Origin of the sequence: Jannaschia donghaensis (assembly GCF_001403795.1) — a bacterium.
GTDB lineage: Bacteria > Pseudomonadota > Alphaproteobacteria > Rhodobacterales > Rhodobacteraceae > Jannaschia > Jannaschia donghaensis.
Map to the genome: position 1 here is coordinate 613,769 of NZ_CXSU01000012.1, position 17,936 is coordinate 631,704.

17 protein-coding genes are annotated in these 17,936 nt (G+C 64.2%); 10 read left to right on the forward strand and 7 right to left on the reverse strand.

The annotated features are described in order from the left end of the window. Positions 1 to 3 precede the first annotated feature (3 nt). The 5 genes from JDO7802_RS12280 to JDO7802_RS12300 form a co-directional block, all read right to left on the reverse strand. Positions 4 to 1,260 (reverse strand): acyltransferase family protein, encoded by a 1,257-nt coding sequence (locus JDO7802_RS12280; protein ID WP_368730343.1) that lies wholly within the window; start codon positions 1,258 to 1,260, stop codon positions 4 to 6. 198 nt (positions 1,261 to 1,458) lie between these two features. After that, positions 1,459 to 2,667, reverse strand: coding sequence for an NADP-dependent isocitrate dehydrogenase (locus JDO7802_RS12285; RefSeq protein ID WP_055085985.1), 1,209 nt, complete (start codon positions 2,665 to 2,667; stop codon positions 1,459 to 1,461). A gap of 100 nt (positions 2,668 to 2,767) precedes the next feature. Next, positions 2,768 to 3,364, reverse strand: coding sequence for an HD domain-containing protein (locus JDO7802_RS12290; protein WP_055085987.1), 597 nt, complete (start codon positions 3,362 to 3,364; stop codon positions 2,768 to 2,770). Continuing rightward, the gene (locus JDO7802_RS12295) at positions 3,351 to 3,596 is read right to left on the reverse strand and encodes a hypothetical protein (RefSeq protein ID WP_055085989.1); all 246 of its coding nucleotides are present in this window, start codon (positions 3,594 to 3,596) and stop codon (positions 3,351 to 3,353) included. Before JDO7802_RS12295 ends, JDO7802_RS12290 begins: the two co-directional genes overlap by 14 nt. Before the next feature lies 1 nt (position 3,597). Beyond that, entirely contained in the window at positions 3,598 to 4,251 is a 654-nt protein-coding gene (locus JDO7802_RS12300; protein WP_055085991.1) for an alpha/beta hydrolase, read from the reverse strand. A gap of 148 nt (positions 4,252 to 4,399) precedes the next feature. On the opposite strand from JDO7802_RS12300, the gene iscR reads away from it, so the two are divergent. From iscR to JDO7802_RS12340, 7 genes are all read left to right on the forward strand, one after another. Beyond that, a complete protein-coding gene (iscR, locus tag JDO7802_RS12305) occupies positions 4,400 to 4,858 on the forward strand; it encodes a Fe-S cluster assembly transcriptional regulator IscR (RefSeq protein WP_055085993.1) in 459 nt (152 codons plus the stop codon). 56 nt (positions 4,859 to 4,914) lie between these two features. Further along, a complete protein-coding gene (locus JDO7802_RS12310) occupies positions 4,915 to 5,952 on the forward strand; it encodes a cysteine desulfurase family protein (RefSeq protein WP_055085995.1) in 1,038 nt (345 codons plus the stop codon). Next, entirely contained in the window at positions 5,949 to 7,460 is a 1,512-nt protein-coding gene (gene sufB, locus JDO7802_RS12315) for a Fe-S cluster assembly protein SufB (protein WP_055085997.1), read from the forward strand. The genes JDO7802_RS12310 and sufB overlap by 4 nt, the downstream gene beginning before the upstream one ends. A 358-nt stretch (positions 7,461 to 7,818) precedes the next feature. Continuing rightward, positions 7,819 to 8,574 carry a Fe-S cluster assembly ATPase SufC gene (gene sufC, locus JDO7802_RS12325; protein ID WP_055086001.1) on the forward strand — a complete coding sequence of 252 codons (756 nt, stop codon included), beginning with the start codon at positions 7,819 to 7,821 and terminating at the stop codon, positions 8,572 to 8,574. Next, entirely contained in the window at positions 8,574 to 9,824 is a 1,251-nt protein-coding gene (gene sufD, locus JDO7802_RS12330) for a Fe-S cluster assembly protein SufD (protein ID WP_055086003.1), read from the forward strand. Before sufC ends, sufD begins: the two co-directional genes overlap by 1 nt. Before the next feature lies 1 nt (position 9,825). After that, positions 9,826 to 10,380: a YIP1 family protein gene (locus JDO7802_RS12335; RefSeq protein ID WP_055086005.1), complete on the forward strand. Its 555-nt coding sequence runs from the start codon at positions 9,826 to 9,828 to the stop codon at positions 10,378 to 10,380. 184 nt (positions 10,381 to 10,564) lie between these two features. Continuing rightward, a complete protein-coding gene (locus JDO7802_RS12340) occupies positions 10,565 to 11,785 on the forward strand; it encodes a cysteine desulfurase (RefSeq protein WP_055086007.1) in 1,221 nt (406 codons plus the stop codon). Positions 11,786 to 11,788: 3 nt separating this feature from the next. Here the strand turns inward: JDO7802_RS12340 and JDO7802_RS12345 are convergent, their stop codons facing one another. Continuing rightward, positions 11,789 to 12,247 carry a YbaK/EbsC family protein gene (locus JDO7802_RS12345; protein ID WP_055086009.1) on the reverse strand — a complete coding sequence of 153 codons (459 nt, stop codon included), beginning with the start codon at positions 12,245 to 12,247 and terminating at the stop codon, positions 11,789 to 11,791. A gap of 52 nt (positions 12,248 to 12,299) precedes the next feature. On the opposite strand from JDO7802_RS12345, the gene JDO7802_RS12350 reads away from it, so the two are divergent. Together JDO7802_RS12350 and JDO7802_RS12355 are read left to right on the forward strand one after the other, a co-directional pair. Next, complete coding sequence (locus tag JDO7802_RS12350; RefSeq protein WP_055086011.1) at positions 12,300 to 15,029, forward strand: [protein-PII] uridylyltransferase family protein; 2,730 nt, start codon at positions 12,300 to 12,302, stop codon at positions 15,027 to 15,029. A 28-nt stretch (positions 15,030 to 15,057) separates the two neighbouring features. Then, positions 15,058 to 15,315: a hypothetical protein gene (locus tag JDO7802_RS12355; RefSeq protein WP_055086013.1), complete on the forward strand. Its 258-nt coding sequence runs from the start codon at positions 15,058 to 15,060 to the stop codon at positions 15,313 to 15,315. 4 nt (positions 15,316 to 15,319) lie between these two features. Here the strand turns inward: JDO7802_RS12355 and JDO7802_RS12360 are convergent, their stop codons facing one another. Next, positions 15,320 to 16,330: a GlxA family transcriptional regulator gene (locus JDO7802_RS12360; protein WP_055086015.1), complete on the reverse strand. Its 1,011-nt coding sequence runs from the start codon at positions 16,328 to 16,330 to the stop codon at positions 15,320 to 15,322. Between the two features lie 183 nt (positions 16,331 to 16,513). Between JDO7802_RS12360 and JDO7802_RS12365 the strand changes: the two genes are divergently transcribed. Beyond that, positions 16,514 to 17,884 carry a class II 3-deoxy-7-phosphoheptulonate synthase gene (locus tag JDO7802_RS12365; RefSeq protein ID WP_055087233.1) on the forward strand — a complete coding sequence of 457 codons (1,371 nt, stop codon included), beginning with the start codon at positions 16,514 to 16,516 and terminating at the stop codon, positions 17,882 to 17,884. Positions 17,885 to 17,936: the final 52 nt, after the last annotated feature.

The following is a 17,936-nucleotide window of genomic DNA, read 5'->3' on the forward strand; positions in this document are numbered from 1 at the left end:
CCTTTATGAGACGCGGAAAGCCTTGTCGATGCCGGACGCATCGGCATCGTCGTGCGGCTGCGGCACCGATTGGTGTGGCGGCCGGGTGATCGGCGTAGGAGACATTGTGCGACGATCTGTTTCACTGGTTCTGCCATGCGACGGAACCAGCCAGGCAACAATTCTTACAAGAGCAGAGGCGTAGATCCGGTTCAGGGCGCTGAACAGGCCACCGAAAAATCCGTCGACGCGGGACTCGGTCCGAGCGATGTCGAGCGTCAGTAGGATCACTCCGGCGATGAAGGCGATCGTCAGGGCCAGGCCGATTGCCAGCGGTGTGCCGGTTTGGTCTACAGGCAGCAAGTTCAGAACGATGTTGGCCATGCCGTAGAGATAGAGCGACCGCTTGCCCAGAGTGCCGAGCGTCTGGCGCACAGCCTGGACCCGATTGGCCCGTTCCAGGGTCCTGAACAGTAGGAGCCAAAGGCAGGTCATGAGGATGCCGTAAGCATAATACACAGGATGGTTCGCAGCCCGCAGGCGGTACGAGCCCACCTCTCGCGCGATATCGACGATGCCGCCATATTGGTTGGCACCATACGCCATCAGGCCGACGGCGAGTGCGATGGGCAGGATCAGCCATGTGGGACGGCGAAGGCCCTGCATGATCTCGCCGATGGCGAACCCGAAGGCGACGAAGGTAAAGCTGAGAAGGACCGAGGGCCCGAACCCCGTGCCGTGCCCGGTCATCACTTGCAGTCCATACAGGCCATCGGAGGCGACGTTGGACAAAACGGTCTTGATCAGCCAGGCGGACGCGGCCAATGCCATCAGAAACCGCAACCGATAGCGGGCGATGGGCGCGGCAAAGAAGATAAGGATGAAGAACAGACCGGCGTAGATCTTGAGAATTTCACCAAAGCGACCACCGGAGGTGAACGTGATAGAGTTCAGGAACGTTTCGGTCGATATTTTTCCTGTTAACGCGGCCGCAGCGGAAATGCATACGTAGACGAGATAACAGGTGATGGCGCGCGAAAGAAAGCGGCGGCGTAGATCGTCTGATGTCCGAGCCTTCGATCCCGGCCTGAAATAAACAACGGCCAGCATCACGCCGAACAGCACCATAAACGCCGGCGTTGCCGACCGTGTCAGCAGAAACAGCGCCTCCATCGGCAGATCGTCCATGATCCCGTTCTGTGCGTTCGCCGCATGGGCGAAAATCGCAAGAAGACAGACGATGCCACGGGTCGCGTCAAGATAGTCAATACGAGAGGACACGAAAAAGAACCGAACAAAATACTCGCATAAGTTCGCAATCTGCGTGACGTCATGTCAATTCGCGGGGCGGAATCTGTGGCAATAACTTGCGGCAACGCTGCCGACTTAAGCGCCATGCATGAAAATTATGCAATTCAAGCCGGAACTGACAAGTCTCGGCGGACTGGCGCGGGCTGTCGCCCGCGCCACCACAGGATGTTACAGCGCCGCGTCGAGGTTTTCGGCGATCTTTTCAAGGAAGCCCATGGTCGTCAGCCACTTCTGATCGGGGCCGACCAGCAGGGCCAGGTCCTTGGTCATGTGACCGGATTCGACGGTGTCGACGATTACCTTTTCCAGCGTTTCGGCAAACTTCATCAGTTCGGCGTTGTCATCCAGCTTGGCGCGGTGACGCAGGCCGCCGGTCCAGGCGAAGATCGACGCGATGGAATTGGTCGACGTCTCTTTGCCGGCTTGGTGCTGCCGGTAGTGGCGGGTGACGGTGCCATGAGCAGCCTCGGCCTCGACGATCTTGCCGTCCGGCGTCATAAGCTGCGACGTCATCAAACCCAGCGAGCCGAAGCCCTGCGCCACGGTGTCGGACTGCACGTCGCCGTCGTAGTTCTTGCACGCCCAGACATATCCGCCCGACCATTTCATCGCCGCGGCGACCATGTCGTCGATCAAGCGGTGCTCGTAGGTGATGCCGGCTTCCTTGAACTTGTCGGCGAATTCCTCATCGAAGACCTTCTGGAACAGGATCATGAACTGGCCGTCGTAGTTCTTGAGGATCGTGTTCTTGGTCGAAAGATAGACCGGATAGCCCCGCTTGAGGCCGTAGTTCATCGAGGCGCGGGCGAAATCCTTGATCGAGTCGTCGAGGTTGTACATCGCCATGTAGACACCGGACGAGGGCGCGTCGAAGACCTCTTCCTCCATGACGGTGCCGTCCTCGCCGACGAATTTCATGGACAGCTTTCCCGGTCCGGGGAACTTCATGTCCGTCGCGCGGTACTGGTCGCCGTAAGCGTGGCGGCCAATGACGATCGGCTGGGTCCAGCCGGGTACCAGACGCGGCACGTTGGAGCAGATGATCGGTTCCCGGAAAACGACGCCGCCAAGAATGTTGCGGATCGTTCCGTTGGGGGACCGCCACATTTTCTTCAGGCCGAATTCCTCGACCCGCGCCTCGTCGGGGGTGATCGTGGCGCACTTCACGCCAACGCCGATTTCCTTGATCTTCTCGGCGGCATCGATCGTGATCTGATCGTCCGTCGCATCGCGCGATTCCATGCCGAGGTCGTAGTAGAGCAGGTCCACATCGAGGTAGGGCAGGATCAACTTTTCCTTGATGAACTGCCAGATGATGCGGGTCATCTCGTCGCCGTCGAGCTCGACGATGGGATTGTCGACTTTGATCTTGGTCATGGGGCCTCCGGGTGGGTCACTGCGTTCCGCGCGTCCTAGCAGGGTCCGGGACCGGGCGCTAGATGTATGCCGTGGCATACCGCGTTAGGGAACGACGGGATCAGCGTCCAAAGAATGCGGCGATCCGGGGAGAGAGCCAAGCCCAGAGCGTCGGCGCGCCCCGTTCGATCAACGGTCCGACCCGACTGCGCACCCGGTCTTCGGTAACGGCATAATCCGTCCAGCTGCCGCCACCATTGGCAAGGTTGAGGGTCGGCGGCTGAAATCGATCGAGCGATTTGGCAAAGACGGCGTCCGGAGTTTCGGCAGCTTCGAATTCGTCCCAGAGCGCGCGAAACGCCACGGCCTGCGGTGCGGGCAACAGGCCGAAGATGCGGTCAGCGGCGACCCGTTCGTCGGCGTCCTGCGTATTGGGTTGCTGGGCGAAGATCGGGGTGTCGCCGGCGTCGATCTCTACCAGATCATGCAGGATCAGCATCCGGATTACCCGGTCGATCGATACATCTGGCCCAGCTTGATCGGCGAGGGTCAGGGCATAGAGCGTGAGGTGCCAGGAATGTTCGGCTGAGTTTTCGTGGCGGGACGCATCGGCCAGTTTGGTGGCGCGCACGACCGATTTCAGGCGGTCCGCCTCGACCAGGAAAGCCATCTGTCGGTCGAGGTCCAGGTCGGGCGCGGTCACGTCAGGCGACGCCATCGGGGGGGCCGTCCGCCTTTTCCATCGCTGCGATCCGCGCCTTGAGCTGCCGGTCGGCCCGGATCGCGGCCCGCTGCACGCGAACGGAGGTGATGAACGCTTCTTGCAACGTCTGGGAGCTGTCGCCCAAGGATTGCGACATGATCTTGATGATATCCTCGTCCCCCGTCTTCTCGACGTGAGCGATCACCTTGGCGGCCAGTTTGTTGGCGAGATCGTCGGCAAGGGCCATGTCAGCGTGTCGTCTCGGTCAGGCGTCGGGAGACGTAGCCTTTCACGTCGTCGATCATCGGGTCCATGTGCGGATCCTCGAAGAAATGACCGGCACCCTCCACTTCCTGATGGGTGATGGTGATGCCCTTCTGCTCGTGCAGTTTGCCGACCAGGGTGCGGGTATCGGCGGGCGGGGCGACGCGGTCGTTGAGACCGTTGATGACCAGGCCAGACGACGGGCAGGGGGCAAGGAAGCTGAAGTCGTATCGGTCGGCGGGTGGTGAGACGGAGATGAAGCCAGTGATCTCGGGCCGGCGCATCAGCAACTGCATCCCGATCCAGGCTCCGAAAGAAAACCCGGCGACCCAGCAATGCTTGGCGTTGGGGTTCATCGCCTGGAGATAGTCGAGCGCGGAGGCAGCGTCCGACAGCTCCCCGATGCCCTGATCGTATTCGCCCTGCGACCGGCCGACGCCGCGGAAATTGAACCGAAGACAGGTGAAGCCCATCGAATGGAAGGCATAATGCAGGTTGTAGACGACCCTGTTGTTCATCGTGCCGCCGAATTGCGGATGCGGGTGCAGGATGATCGCGATCGGCGCATCCTTGAGCTTCTGCGGGTGGTAACGGCCTTCAAGACGCCCTTCGGGTCCGGGAAAGATCACTTCGGGCATCGGTGTTCCTTTGTCGCGTCGGTTGACGGGGCGCGGCGGGCGCGGGTAAATCCGCCCATCCAAGCCCCTGTGCGGTGTTTATACGCAGGTAAGGGACGGGACCTGCATCGTCAATCAGCCGTCGTGGGACGGCACCCGAGGGAACGCCATGAAGCTGAGCACGAAAGGCCGCTATGCAATGGTCGCGCTCGTCGATCTGGCGCAGCAGGCGGCGGGGGAGACGATCTCGCTCGCCGAGATTTCCCGACGGCAGAGCGTGTCGCTTCCGTATCTGGAGCAATTGTTCGTCAAACTGCGCCGCGCCGGCCTTGTGGACTCAGTGCGCGGACCGGGCGGGGGATACCGACTGGCGAAATCGCCATCGGACATTCGCGTATCCGACATTCTGGGTGCGGTGGATGAAACGGTCTCGGCGATGCATACCGGGGCCGGGGCATCGGGCGGGTCGTCGGGCAGCCGCGCGCAGTCGATGACCAACCGCCTGTGGGAATCGCTGTCGGCGCATGTCTATGTATTCCTGCACCAGACGCGCCTGTCGGATGTCGTGGAGAACGAATTGACGCCGTGTCCGGCGGTGCCATCGCTGCTGGATATCGTGGACGAATAGGCGATCATCGGGGTGCTGCCCCGGACCCCAGGGACATTTTGACCAAAGGAAGCGACATGCGCGAGCGGGTCTATCTCGATTGGAACGCGACCGCGCCGCTTCGGCCGGAGGCGCGGGCGGCGATGGTTGCGGCCATGGATGTCGCGGGCAATCCGTCTTCCGTGCACGGCGAGGGACGCGCCGCGAAAAGCCTGGTGGAGCGCGCCCGCGCGCAGGTGGCGGATGCGATGGGGGCCAGCGGGTCGGATGTCGTCTTCGTGTCGGGCGCGACCGAAGCGGCGGCGTTGGCGATGGCGGGCCGGGACCTGGCCTGCGCCCCCGTCGAACACGAAGCGGTGGCGGCCTGGGGCGACGGCACATTGTCGGTGGCTGCGGGCGGTGCCGTCGCGGTGGTCGACCCGGGATCGACCGCGCTGCAATTGGCCAATTCCGAAACCGGCATCCTGCAGGATCTGCCGCAGGGCCTTGCCGTCAGCGACATGACGCAGGCCTTCGGCAAATTGCCCGTCGCCTTCGACTGGTCCGGCGTCGACATGGCGCTGGTCTCCGCGCACAAGCTGGGCGGACCCAAGGGCATTGGCGCGCTGGTGATCCGGCGGGGGCTGGACGTGGCGGCGCAGATCCGTGGCGGCGGGCAGGAAATGGGCCGGCGGTCGGGGACCGAGAACATCATCGGCATTGCGGGATTCGGGGCGGCGGCGGCGGCGGCGGGCGCCGATATCGAAGCCGGCGCGTGGGACCGGGTTGCGCAACTTAGAACTTTTCTAGAAACAAGTCTTGAGGGGCCGGACAATCCGACTATTTTAGTCGGGAAGGAATCGAAACGCCTGCCCAACACGGCTTGCTTGATCACGCCCGGATGGAAGGGCGAGACGCAGGTCATGGCGCTGGACCTGGCCGGGTTCGCGGTCAGCGCGGGATCGGCCTGTTCATCGGGCAAGGTGCGGACGAGCGCGGTTCTGACCGCGATGGGATACGGGCCGGGCGAGGCCGATTGCGCAATCCGCGTGAGCCTTGGCCCGACCACGACACAAGACGAGGTGGGGCGGTTCATCGAGAACTTCCGCCGCCTCCGGGATAGGAGACGGACATGACAGCTTTGGATGACGTAGTGGTCAAGGACGGTGTCGATCAGGAAACCGTCGATGCGGTGAAGGGGCTTTCGGGCACCTACAAGCATGGCTGGAACACCGAGATCGAGATGGAGTACGCGCCCAAGGGGCTGTCGGAAGACATCGTGCGCCTGATCTCGGAGAAGAACGACGAGCCGGAGTGGATGTTAGACTGGCGGCTGGAGGCGTACCGCCGCTGGCTCAAGCTGGAGGAGCCGACCTGGGCGATGGTCGAGTACCCGCAGATCGACTTCCAGGATCAGTATTATTACGCCCGCCCCAAGAGCATGGCCGAAAAGCCCAAGTCGCTGGACGACGTGGACCCGAAGCTGCTGGAAACTTACAAGAAGTTGGGTATTCCGCTCAAGGAACAGGCGTTGCTGGCCGGTGTCGAACCCGCCCCCGAAGACCGCAAGGTCGCCGTGGACGCGGTGTTCGATTCCGTCTCCGTGGGTACGACCTTCCAGAAAGAGCTGGCCAAGGCCGGCGTGATCTTCTGTTCGATCTCCGAGGCGATCAAGGATCATCCGGAACTGGTGAAGAAGTACCTCGGCTCGGTCATCCCGCCGTCGGACAATTACTACGCCACGCTGAATGCAGCCGTCTTCTCGGATGGGTCGTTCGTTTACATCCCCAAGGGCACCCGCTGCCCGATGGAGTTGTCGACGTATTTCCGCATCAACGCCGAAAACACCGGCCAGTTCGAGCGGACGCTGATCATCGCGGACGAGGGGTCGTATGTCTCCTACCTCGAAGGCTGCACCGCGCCGCAGCGTGACGTCGCGCAGCTGCACGCGGCCTGCGTGGAGCTGGTGCTGCTCGACGATGCGGAGATCAAATACTCGACGGTCCAGAACTGGTATCCGGGCGACGAGAACGGCAAGGGCGGTATCTATAACTTCGTGACCAAGCGCGCCGATTGCCGGGGTCATCGCTCCAAGGTGATGTGGACGCAGGTGGAAACGGGCTCCGCGGTGACGTGGAAATACCCGTCCTGCATCCTGCGCGGCGACGACAGCCAGGGCGAATTCTACTCCATCGCCATCGCCAACAACATGCAGCAGGCCGATACCGGCACCAAGATGGTGCACCTTGGAAAGAACACCAAGTCGCGGATCGTGTCCAAGGGGATTTCGGCGGGCAAGGCGCAGAACACCTATCGTGGCCTCGTGTCGATGCACCCCAAGGCCAAGAATTCGCGCAACTATACCCAGTGCGACAGCCTGCTGATCGGGTCGAAGTGCGGCGCGCACACCGTTCCGTACATCGAGGTGAAGAACAACTCCTCCCGCGTGGAGCACGAGGCGACGACGTCCAAGGTGGACGACGATCAACTGTTCTACTGCCGCTCCCGCGGGATGGATGAGGAAGAGGCCGTAGCGCTGGTCGTGAACGGCTTCTGCAAGGAAGTGCTGCAGGCCCTACCGATGGAGTTCGCCATGGAAGCGCAGGCGCTGGTCGCGATCTCGCTGGAGGGGTCGGTGGGGTGAGCGGGTTCGGGAGCGACGTCGAAACCCATACTACGCTTGACGGGGGCCGATCACGAACGGCCTTGCACGGCGCGCCGGTTGTTCTCGGCGTGGGCGTCCCGGTCGCTTTGGGCTTTGGGATCTTCACGTCGTTCGGGTTGATTGGCGCGGTTCTGGCGGGTGCGGCGGCTGGCTGGGTTGCTTCGACGCTGATTGCTGTGCGCTCTGCGCGAATAGCGCGATCTCGTGCCGATGCCGCACAGGCTGAGTGCAGCGAGGAACGGCGGAAACAACTGGCAGCGGCGAAGGTTTCGGGAGCTTTCGACCGCTTCGAGAAGGATTAAACATCGCGCCGCAAGGCGCTGACGAGGAATAGAAAATGCTGAACATCAAGAACCTGCACGTGAAGCTCGAAGACGAAGACAAGCAGATCCTCAAGGGCATCGACCTGCATGTCCCGGCGGGCGAGGTGCACGCAATCATGGGGCCGAACGGGTCGGGCAAATCCACCCTGTCCTACGTTCTGTCGGGGCGCGGGGGCTACGAAGTCACCGATGGCACCGCCCATCTGGGTGATATCGACCTGCTCGATATCGAACCCGAGGAGCGTGCGGCCGCCGGTCTGTTCTTGGCGTTCCAGTATCCCGTCGAGATCCCCGGTGTTGGCAACATGACGTTCCTACGGACAGCCGTGAACGCGCAGCGCAAGGCGCGGGGCGAGGAGGAGTTGTCGGCGGGCGATTTCCTCAAGGTCGTGCGGGCCAAGGCGAAGGATCTCAAAATCGACGCCGACATGCTCAAGCGGCCCGTGAACGTCGGTTTTTCGGGCGGCGAAAAGAAGCGCAACGAGATCCTGCAGATGGCGATGCTGGAGCCGAAGATGTGCATCCTGGACGAGACGGACTCGGGCCTGGACGTCGATGCGATGAAGCTGGTGTCCGAGGGCGTGAACGCGCTTCGCAGCCCCGAGCGGGGTTTCCTCGTGATCACGCACTATCAACGCCTGCTCGACCACATCAAACCCGACGTGGTGCATATCATGGCGGACGGCCGCATCATCAAATCCGGCGGGCCCGAACTGGCGCTGGAAGTCGAGAACAACGGCTACGCCGACCTGCTGGAAGGCGCGGCCTGATGCCCGCTGAACGCAAGACCGCCGTGACGGACGAACGGCTTGCCGCACTGACGCTGCCTGCGGGCGACGGCTGGCTGCGCGCGGGGCGCGAAGATGCCCTGGGCCGCCTGCGGGCCGTGGGCCTGCCCGGGCGGCGCGACGAATACTGGCGCTACACCAATCCCGCGAAATTAGTGCAGGCAGACCCCGAACCGTCCCAGCCCGACGCGGGCGAAGACCCGTTCGCCGGGGTCGATGCCGACGTGATCACGATCGACGGCGACGGGATCACGATGCCCGGCACGATCGAAGGTTTGGATGTCACGACGCTGTCCGATGCCGGCGGGGCAGACATCCACTGGGCAAAGGATCTCTACGGAACGCTTGAAGCGGCTGGCAGCCGCCCGGTGTCGCGCCCGTTGGCGATGCTGAATACGGCATTCGCCACCGACGGCCTTGTGATCCGCGTGACAGGCAAGGTGGCCCGACCGTTGCACATCCGTACGACCGGGGGGACCGATCCGATCTTGCACCACGTCGTCAAGGTCGAGGCCGGCGGCGCGCTGACGATTCTGGAATCGGGCAACGTCGGTGCGCGTTACAACACCGCGCTGGAGGTCGATGTGGCCGACGGTGCCGCGTTTCATCACCTGCGCGTGCAGGGGCCCGACGGGGGTATGCACGCGAACACCCACATCTTCGCGCGGCTCGGGTCCGAAGCGACGTTCCGCAGCTTCACCCTGTCCGCCAACGGTCAATTGACCCGCAACGAAGCGACGATCGACCTGACCGGCGACGATGCCAGCGCGACCATCGGCGGCGCGGCCTTCGGGGACGGCGACGTGCATCACGACGACACGGTCTTTGTCACCCACGACGCCGTAAACTGCGAAAGCCGTCAGGTGTTCAAGAAGGTGCTGCGCAACGGCGCGACAGGCGTGTTCCAGGGCAAGATTCTGGTCAAGGAAGGCGCGCAGAAAACCGACGGATACCAGATTTCGCAGGCCTTGCTGTTGGACGACGATGCGCAGTTCCTGGCCAAGCCGGAACTGGAAATCTACGCCGACGATGTCGCCTGCTCGCACGGGTCGACAACAGGCGCGATCGACGAGACGGCGTTGTTCTACCTCCGCTCGCGCGGGGTGCCCAAGCGGGTGGCGACCGACATGCTTGTCCTGTCGTTCCTGGCCGAGGCGGTGGAGGAGATCGAAAACGAAGACCTGCGGGCCCATGTCGGCGATCTTTTGACCGACTGGCAGGCGCGCGCCTGACGTGTCGGTCACGACGGATATCTTTCGGTCCTGGTTCCGGCCCCGTGCGGTGATGGAGCGACGCCTGGAACAGGAACCCGACGAGAAAATTGCCTTCGTCTATCTGGCGGTGTTTTCGGTCCTTGGTTTCGTCGCGGCCTTGCCAGGCCTCATCCGCCAATCGCGGGAGGTCGATCCGGAAACGCAGCGCCGCATGATGGAGGAAGCGGCGGAGCGCGGCCTTGCCATTCCGGCCGATCCGACGGCGGCGACGTTCGAAAGCCTGTTCTCCGGCGCGCTGATGGGCTGGATCTTCATCGTGCCGCTGTTCCTTTATGGCGTGGCGTTTCTGTCGCATCTTCTTGCGAAGGCCTTGGGCGGACGCGGGACGGGGCTGCGGGCGCGTGTCGCGCTGTTTTGGTCGGCGCTGGCGATCACACCTGTAATGCTTCTGCTGGGCCTCACCACCGGCTTCGTGGGGGCCGGGCCGGCCCAGCTTCTGGTGGCGACGATCCTGCTTTGCGGGTTCATCTGGATCTGGCTGAACTCCCTCTACATCGCCGAGACGCCGGCGTGATCCACAGGCCGCACAGCCTGCCGATCGCGCGTGCATCGGCGACGGCGCACTTGGCGGTCGTTTCGGCCCGCGACCGGTTGTCCTGTTTGCCCTTCGGGTCCGGTGCCGTAGTGCCCTTGAGGACAATCTCGCTCAGCCTGTTCGTTCCAAGGGTGGCGGTCTTTCACTTCACGAGGCGCACGACATGATCGATATCGAGGCCATCCGGACGCAGTTTCCCATCCTCTCGCGGGAGGTGAATGGCAAGCCGCTGTGCTATCTCGACAATGGGGCTTCGGCGCAGAAACCTCAGGCCGTTCTCGATACGATTCAGCGGGCCTACGGGTACGAATACGCGAATGTGCATCGCGGATTGCATACGCTATCCACCATTTCGACCGAGAATTACGAGGCGGTGCGCGGCACGGTCGCGCGCTTTCTGAACGCGCCATCCGAGGATCACATCATCTTCACCTCCGGCACGACCGAGGCGATGAACCTGATCAGCTACGGATGGGCCGCGCCCCGGATGCAGGCCGGCGACGAGATCGTGCTGTCGATCATGGAGCATCACGCCAATATCGTCCCTTGGCATTTCCTGCGCGAACGCTTGGGTGTCAAACTCGTTTGGGTCGAAACGGATCTAAATGGCGATCTGGACCCGCAAGCGGTACTGGACGCGGTAACGGACCGGACGAAACTGATTGCGATCACCCATGTTTCCAACGTCTTGGGAACCGTCGTTGATGTGAAAGCCATTTGCGACGGGGCGCGCGCCAGGGGCGTCGCCGTCTGCGTCGACGGAAGTCAGGCAGCGGTCCACATGCCGGTGGATGTGGCGGATATCGGTTGTGATTTCTATGCGGTCACGGGCCATAAACTTTATGGTCCCAGCGGGTCGGGTGCTGTGTTCATTCGGCCCGAACGGATGGCGGAGATGGTGCCGTTCATTGGCGGCGGCGACATGATCCGCGACGTTCACCGCGACACGGTCACCTGGAACGATCCGCCCCACAAATTCGAGGCGGGAACCCCCGGCATCGTGCAGACCATCGGTCTGGGCACTGCGCTGGAATGGATGATGGATGTCGGGATGGACGACATTCAGGCCCATGAAGCCGATCTGACAGCCTATTGCCGCGACCGGTTGGAGGGCCTCAACTGGCTGAACGTTCAGGGGAAGTCTGCGACCAAGGCGGCGATCTTCAGCTTCACGATCGACGGCGCGGCGCACGCGCATGATATTTCAACCGTCCTCGACAAGAAGGGTGTGGCGGTTCGCGCGGGGCAACACTGTGCCCAGCCGCTGATGGAGCATATGGGCCTCACCGCCACCTGCCGCGCCAGCTTCGGCGTCTATAATACGCGGGCTGAGGTCGACACGCTGGTCGACGCGCTGGAGCTGTGCCACGATCTGTTTGCCTGAGGGTCAGGTAAAATCGGCCACCGTCGCGCCGGCGATCGCGCGCAACGCCTGCGGATCGATCGCGAAGACATGCCGCGGCGTGCCGGCCGCGGCCCAGACGACGTCGAAATCCATCAGACGGGCATCCATCCATACCGGGGACGGCATCAAGTGCCCGATCGGGGCAACGCCGCCGATCGCAAACCCGGTAATCCGCCGCACCGCATTGGCATCCGCGCGGGTCAGGGGCGTTCCCGCAAGGGCCGAGGCTTTGAGCCCGTCGACCTGATTTCCGCCCGCCGTCAGAAACAGGGCGCATCCGTCCCCGGTGCCGAAGATGATCGACTTGGCTATCTGATCCAAGTCGCACCCGACCGAAGCGGCGGCATCGGCGGCGGTGCGGCAATCCCCCAATTCGCGCGGCTCCGCGTCGAGGACCGCATCGCGCAGGGCGCGGACGACGCGCTTCAAACTCTTGCTCATGGACTAATTCCTGCCCGTTGACGGCGGGGGCGGTAAGGGGTCAGGTCGGCCCATGTTCAGGTCCCGGATCACGCAAGCGCCCATTCCTTTCGACGCCGAGGCCGGACGGGCGAGCGTGTCCGACCTTGCCCCGCCGTCCGACGTGGCCGATTTGGTCGCGGGCACGGCGGGGTGCAGCCCGTTCCTGGCCGGTTTGATGCGGCGGGAAAGGGATTGGTTGCACGGTTTGTGGGACACCGACCCGGACGCCGCGTTGTCCGACCTGTTGGCAGACGTGGCCGCGCTCGACGGGGATCCGACGGTCGGGCTGCGGCGCGCGAAGCGGCGGGCGTCGCTTCTGGTCGGGCTGGCCGATCTGGGCGGCATCTGGCCGGTCATGACGGCGACGGCGCGGTGGACCGACCTGGCGGATGCGACGTTGGCGCGCGCACTGGCGTGGGGGCTGGCCCGAGACGCCAAAGGTCCGGTCACGGGCGATGGCGGTCTGGTGGCCATCGCGATGGGCAAGATGGGCGCGGGGGAGCTGAATTATTCCAGCGACATCGACCTTGTCTTGTTGTTCGACGAAAGCCGCTACGACCCGTCGGACTATGGCACGGCCCGTGCCATCCTGCTCAAGGCGGCGCGGAGGGCGATGGCGGCCATGTCCGACATCACGGCAGACGGCTACGTGTTTCGAACCGACCTGCGGTTGCGGCCCGATCCGTCTTCCACCCCGATCGTGCTGAGCATGGAAGCGGCGGAGCGGTATTACGAAGCGATGGGCCGGACGTGGGAACGCGTCGCTTGGATCAAGGCGCGCGCGGCCGCCGGGGCAACCGATGCGGGGGCCGGATTTATCGACCGGCTGGCCCCCTTCGTCTGGCGCCGCAACCTTGATTTCGCGGTGGTCGAGGAGGCATTCGACATGCGCCGCCGCATCCGCGACCACAAGGGACTGACCGGAGACTGGGACATTCCCGGCCACGACGTGAAGCTGGGACAGGGCGGCATTCGAGAGATCGAGTTCCTGACCCAGACCCAGCAGATCATCGCGGGCGGACGTGACGCGTCGCTGCGGGTGCGTGGCACGCTGGCGGGGCTGGACCGCCTGGTCGATGCGGGCTGGGTCAAGGGAGGCGACCGCGATGTCCTGGCGCGCGAATACGAATATCTGCGCCGTGTGGAGCATCGGATCCAGATGGTGCAGGACGCGCAGACCCACCGCTTGCCCAAGGATGCCGAGGGTCTGCGCCGGATCGCCTGCTTCATGGGCGAAGCCGATGCGACCGTATTCGTCGATGATCTGCGCGCGCGGATGCAGGCCGTCGCGGCGATCACCGATCCGTCGTTCCGCGCACCCGAAGGCCACCTGCCGTCCGGCGACGTGATCGAAGGGGCCGATGCCGTGACGGACCGCTGGACGTCGTATCCCGCATTGCGGTCGGCGCGCGGTCGGGAAATCTTCGCGCGGTTGAAGCCGGGATTGCTGGCCGCCCTGGCCCGGTCCGCCCGTCCGGCCGAGGCGCTGGCGGCATTCGACGGGTTCCTGCGCGGTCTGCCGGCGGGCGTGCAGGTGTTTTCCCTGTTCGAGGCGAACCCGCGTCTGGTCGACCTTTTGGCGGATATCTGCGCCACCGCGCCCGATCTGGCGACATATCTGTCGCGCAACGCAGGGGTCTTCGACGCGGTGATCGGCGGCGGTTTCCTGGAGCCGCTGCCGCAGGTCTGGGATCTGCCGACCGTTCGTGGCGATTTCGAGGATCACCTGACCGTCCTGCGCCGCTGGCATCGGGAGGCGCATTTTCGGATCGGCGTCCACCTGCTGCGCGGCCTGGTGGGGCCCGAAGGGGCAGGCGTGGCTTATGCCGCGCTGGCCCGCGCCGTCCTGACCGCGGCCTGGGTCGCGGCGGAGGTGGAGACCACGCGCCGCTATGGCCGCGTGCCGGGCCTGCGGCTGGCGGGTCTGGGGATGGGATCGCTGGGCGCGGGGCGGCTGACGGCGCGGTCGGATCTTGATCTGGTCGTGCTGCATGACGGGGCCGCGCCCGGGGCCATGTCGGACGGGCGGCGCAGTCTGGGGGCGAGCCAATGGGCCGCCAAATTCACGCAGGTTCTGATCACGGCGCTGTCCGTTCCGACGCGCGACGGCCGGCTGTACGAGGTGGACATGCGACTGCGACCGTCGGGTCGGCAGGGGCCTGTCGCGACGCCGCTTTCGGGCTTTCGCAGCTACCAGAAGACCGAGGCTTGGGTTTGGGAACATCTTGCGCTGACGCGGGCGCGGGCGGTGGTCGGCGATCCGACATTGCGGACATCGGTGGAGGCGGTGCGCGGCGAGGTCATCGCAAGCAGCCGTTTCGACAAAGCGGAGGTCCTGACCCAACTGGCCGAGATGCGCGCGCGGCTGATGGATGCGGGACGCGCGGGGGCGGGCCTTTCCGTGAAATCGGGGCCGGGCCGATTGCAGGATATCGAACTGGCGGCGCAGGCCCACACGCTGATCGCAGGGTCGCATGCGCGCCGCGTCGCCGACCAACTGACCGTGACCGGATGGTTGGACGCGGAGGGTCGGGCGGTGCTGACGCAGGCCTATGACGTTCTGGCCAGTGTTCAGCAGGTGATCAAGCTGCTGACCGACGCCGAACCGCCCGGCGACATCGGCACGGGCGGTGCCGCGTTCGTTGCGCGAACGCTGGACCTGCCCGATCTGGCAGCAGTGGAAGCGGCGTGCGATGCGGCGGCGGGGCGCGCCGCGCAGGTGATCGATGCGGCGCTGGACGCTGGCGGAGCGGCGCGCTAGCCAAGGAAAACCCAGTGGGAGATGCGACATGGCGAAGGACGGGCAGGGGGCGGACGACCCCAAGGGCTTGATCGCAGAAGCTTACCGGATCGATGGAATTACGGACGCCGAATGCCGGTCGATCTTCCTCGACTGGGCCATGGGTGCCCCCGATCAGCCGCACGCGGCGATCGAGCGTCTGCTGCGCGATCGGCCCGACCATCCGATGACGACGGTCCTGCGCGAAGGGCTTGCGATGCCCGCCCGGACCGGTCGCCGGGGCGGCCGCGCGGCGCGGGTGCCGTAACGCATCAGGCCGTGGCGCCGCGCTCGCGGTAGGGCGTCGTGTTGTAATGCGCGCGGTAGCATTTCGAGAAATGCGAAGGTGAGGTGAATCCGCAGGCGAGAGCCACGTTGATGATCGACATGTCGGTCTGCATCAGCAAGTTGCGCGCCCGCGACAGCCGCAATTCCATGTAGTACCGCTTGGGGCTGCGATCGAGATAGCGTCGGAACAGCCGCTCCAACTGCCGGGTCGACATGCCGACATCGGCGGCAAGGGTGGCGGGGCTGACCGGCTCTTCTATGCTGGCTTCCATCTCGCGGATTACCTGACTCAGCCGCGGGTGGCGGACACCGATGCGCGTGGGGATCGACAGGCGTTGCGTGTCCTGGCCGGTCCGGATCGACGAATAGACCATCTGATCGGCCACCAGCGCGGCCAGATCCTCTCCGAAATCGCGCGCGATGAGGTGCAGCATCAGATCGATGGAGGCGGTGCCACCGGCGGCGGTGATCATCTTGCCGTCCAGCGTGAAGATCGACCGCGTCAGTTCTACTTCCGGAAAATCCTCGGCGAATCCGTCCTGATTCTCCCAATGGATGGTCGCTCGCTTGCCGTCGAGAAGCCCGCAGGTCGCAAGCGTCCAGGCCGCGGTATCCAAGGCGGCGATTTGCCCGCCGCGTCGCGCTTCGCGTTTGAGCCAGGACTTCAGTTTGGATGTCGTGGCGGCGGCGATATCGATGCCACCGACAAGGACGATGGTGTCGTCCCGCCCTAGGACCGGCAAATCCTCGTCCAGAACGAACGTCGACCCGGCCGAGCAGCGCATCGTTTCCCCGCCTTCGCCGACCATCGCCCAATCGTAGAGCGCGGCCCCTGACATCCGATTGGCCAGACGCAGCGCGTCGAGTGCGCTGGCCAGGCACATCAGGGTAAAGCGGTCCAGAAGGACGAAAACAAAACGTTGCGCGCGCGCGGGCGGCGGGACGGAGACCGAGGTGCCGGAGGCGCGCGCCGGCGCCGTGTTCTGACCCGCCATTGGGGGCTCCATCGTTCGAAGGTTGGGCGTACGTCGCGGCGGCGCCCCTGAATTCGACGCTTACGCGCAACATTTGGCCCGTAGCAAGACAATCCGGCATTTGCGGCCACGCGGCAGATGGGCTAACCGACGGTCCTGATATCGGGCCAGAGGAGTGGACGGATGGCACAGGACGGCGCACGGATGGGCGGATGGTCGAAATCCAGCTGGCGGGCGAAGGCCCGCGTGCAGATGCCGGACTATCCGGATCAGGCTGCGTTGAATGCCGTGGAAGCCAAGCTGTCGCGGCATCCCCTGCTTGTGTTCGCGGGCGAAGCGCGGACCCTGCGCGAGGAGTTGGCCGCGGCCGGACGTGGCGAGGCGTTCCTGCTGCAGGGCGGCGACTGCGCCGAGAGCTTTGCCGAATTTTCATCCAACTCCATCCGTGACACCTTCAAGGTGATGTTGCAGATGGCGATGGTTTTGACATTCGGGGCCAAGGTTCCGGTGGTGAAGGTCGGTCGGATGGCCGGGCAATTCGCCAAGCCCCGCTCCGCCCCGACCGAGACGATCGACGGTGTGGAATTGCCCAGCTACCGCGGCGACATCATCAACGAGTTGGCCTTCACGCCGGAGGCGCGGATCCCCGATCCCGCCAAGATGCTGGAAGCCTACACGCAGGCGGCGGCGACGCTGAACCTGTTGCGCGCGTTTTCCAAGGGTGGATTCGCGGACGTGCATCAGGTGCACCAGTGGACGCTCGATTTTGCGAGCGGAGAGCGCGCGGCGCAGTACCGCGACATGGCCGACCGCATTCAGGACACGCTTGATTTCTTGACCGCCGCCGGCCTGACGTCGGACCAGAACGCCGAGCTTTCGACGGTCGATTTCTACACCTCGCACGAGGCGCTGCTGCTGGAATACGAGGAGGCACTCTGCCGCGAGGACAGCACCCATCCCGGTGAAATGCTGGCCGGATCGGGCCATATGATCTGGATCGGCGACCGTACGCGGCAGCCCGACGGGGCGCATGTCGAGTTCTGTCGTGGGGTGGTGAATCCGATCGGGTTGAAGTGCGGCCCGACGACCACCGCCGAGGACTTGAAAGAGCTGATCGAGAAACTGAACCCCAAGAACGAAATGGGTCGCCTGACCCTGATCGCGCGTTTTGGGGCCGGCAAGGTGCAGCAGCACTTGCCGCGTCTGATCAAGCAGGTGCAGGACATGGGTGCGAACGTCGTGTGGACCTGCGACGCGATGCACGGGAACACGATCAAGTCGCCCTCGGGCTACAAAACGCGCCCGTTCGAGAGCGTTCTGGCCGAGGTGCAGGAGTTCTTTGCGGTGCACCGCGAACATGGCACCATCCCCGGCGGCGTACATTTCGAAATGACGGGTCAAGACGTAACCGAATGCACCGGCGGCGTGCGCGCGGTGACGGATGAGGATCTTTCGGATCGCTATCACACGGCCTGCGACCCGCGTCTGAACGCGTCGCAATCGCTGGAACTGGCGTTTCTGGTGGCGGAAGAGCTGTCGTCCCTGCGCCAGGAACGGATGCGCGCCGCGTCCTGACCGATCTGCGGGATCGAAACGAAAAAGGCGACGCTCCGAATCGGAGCGTCGC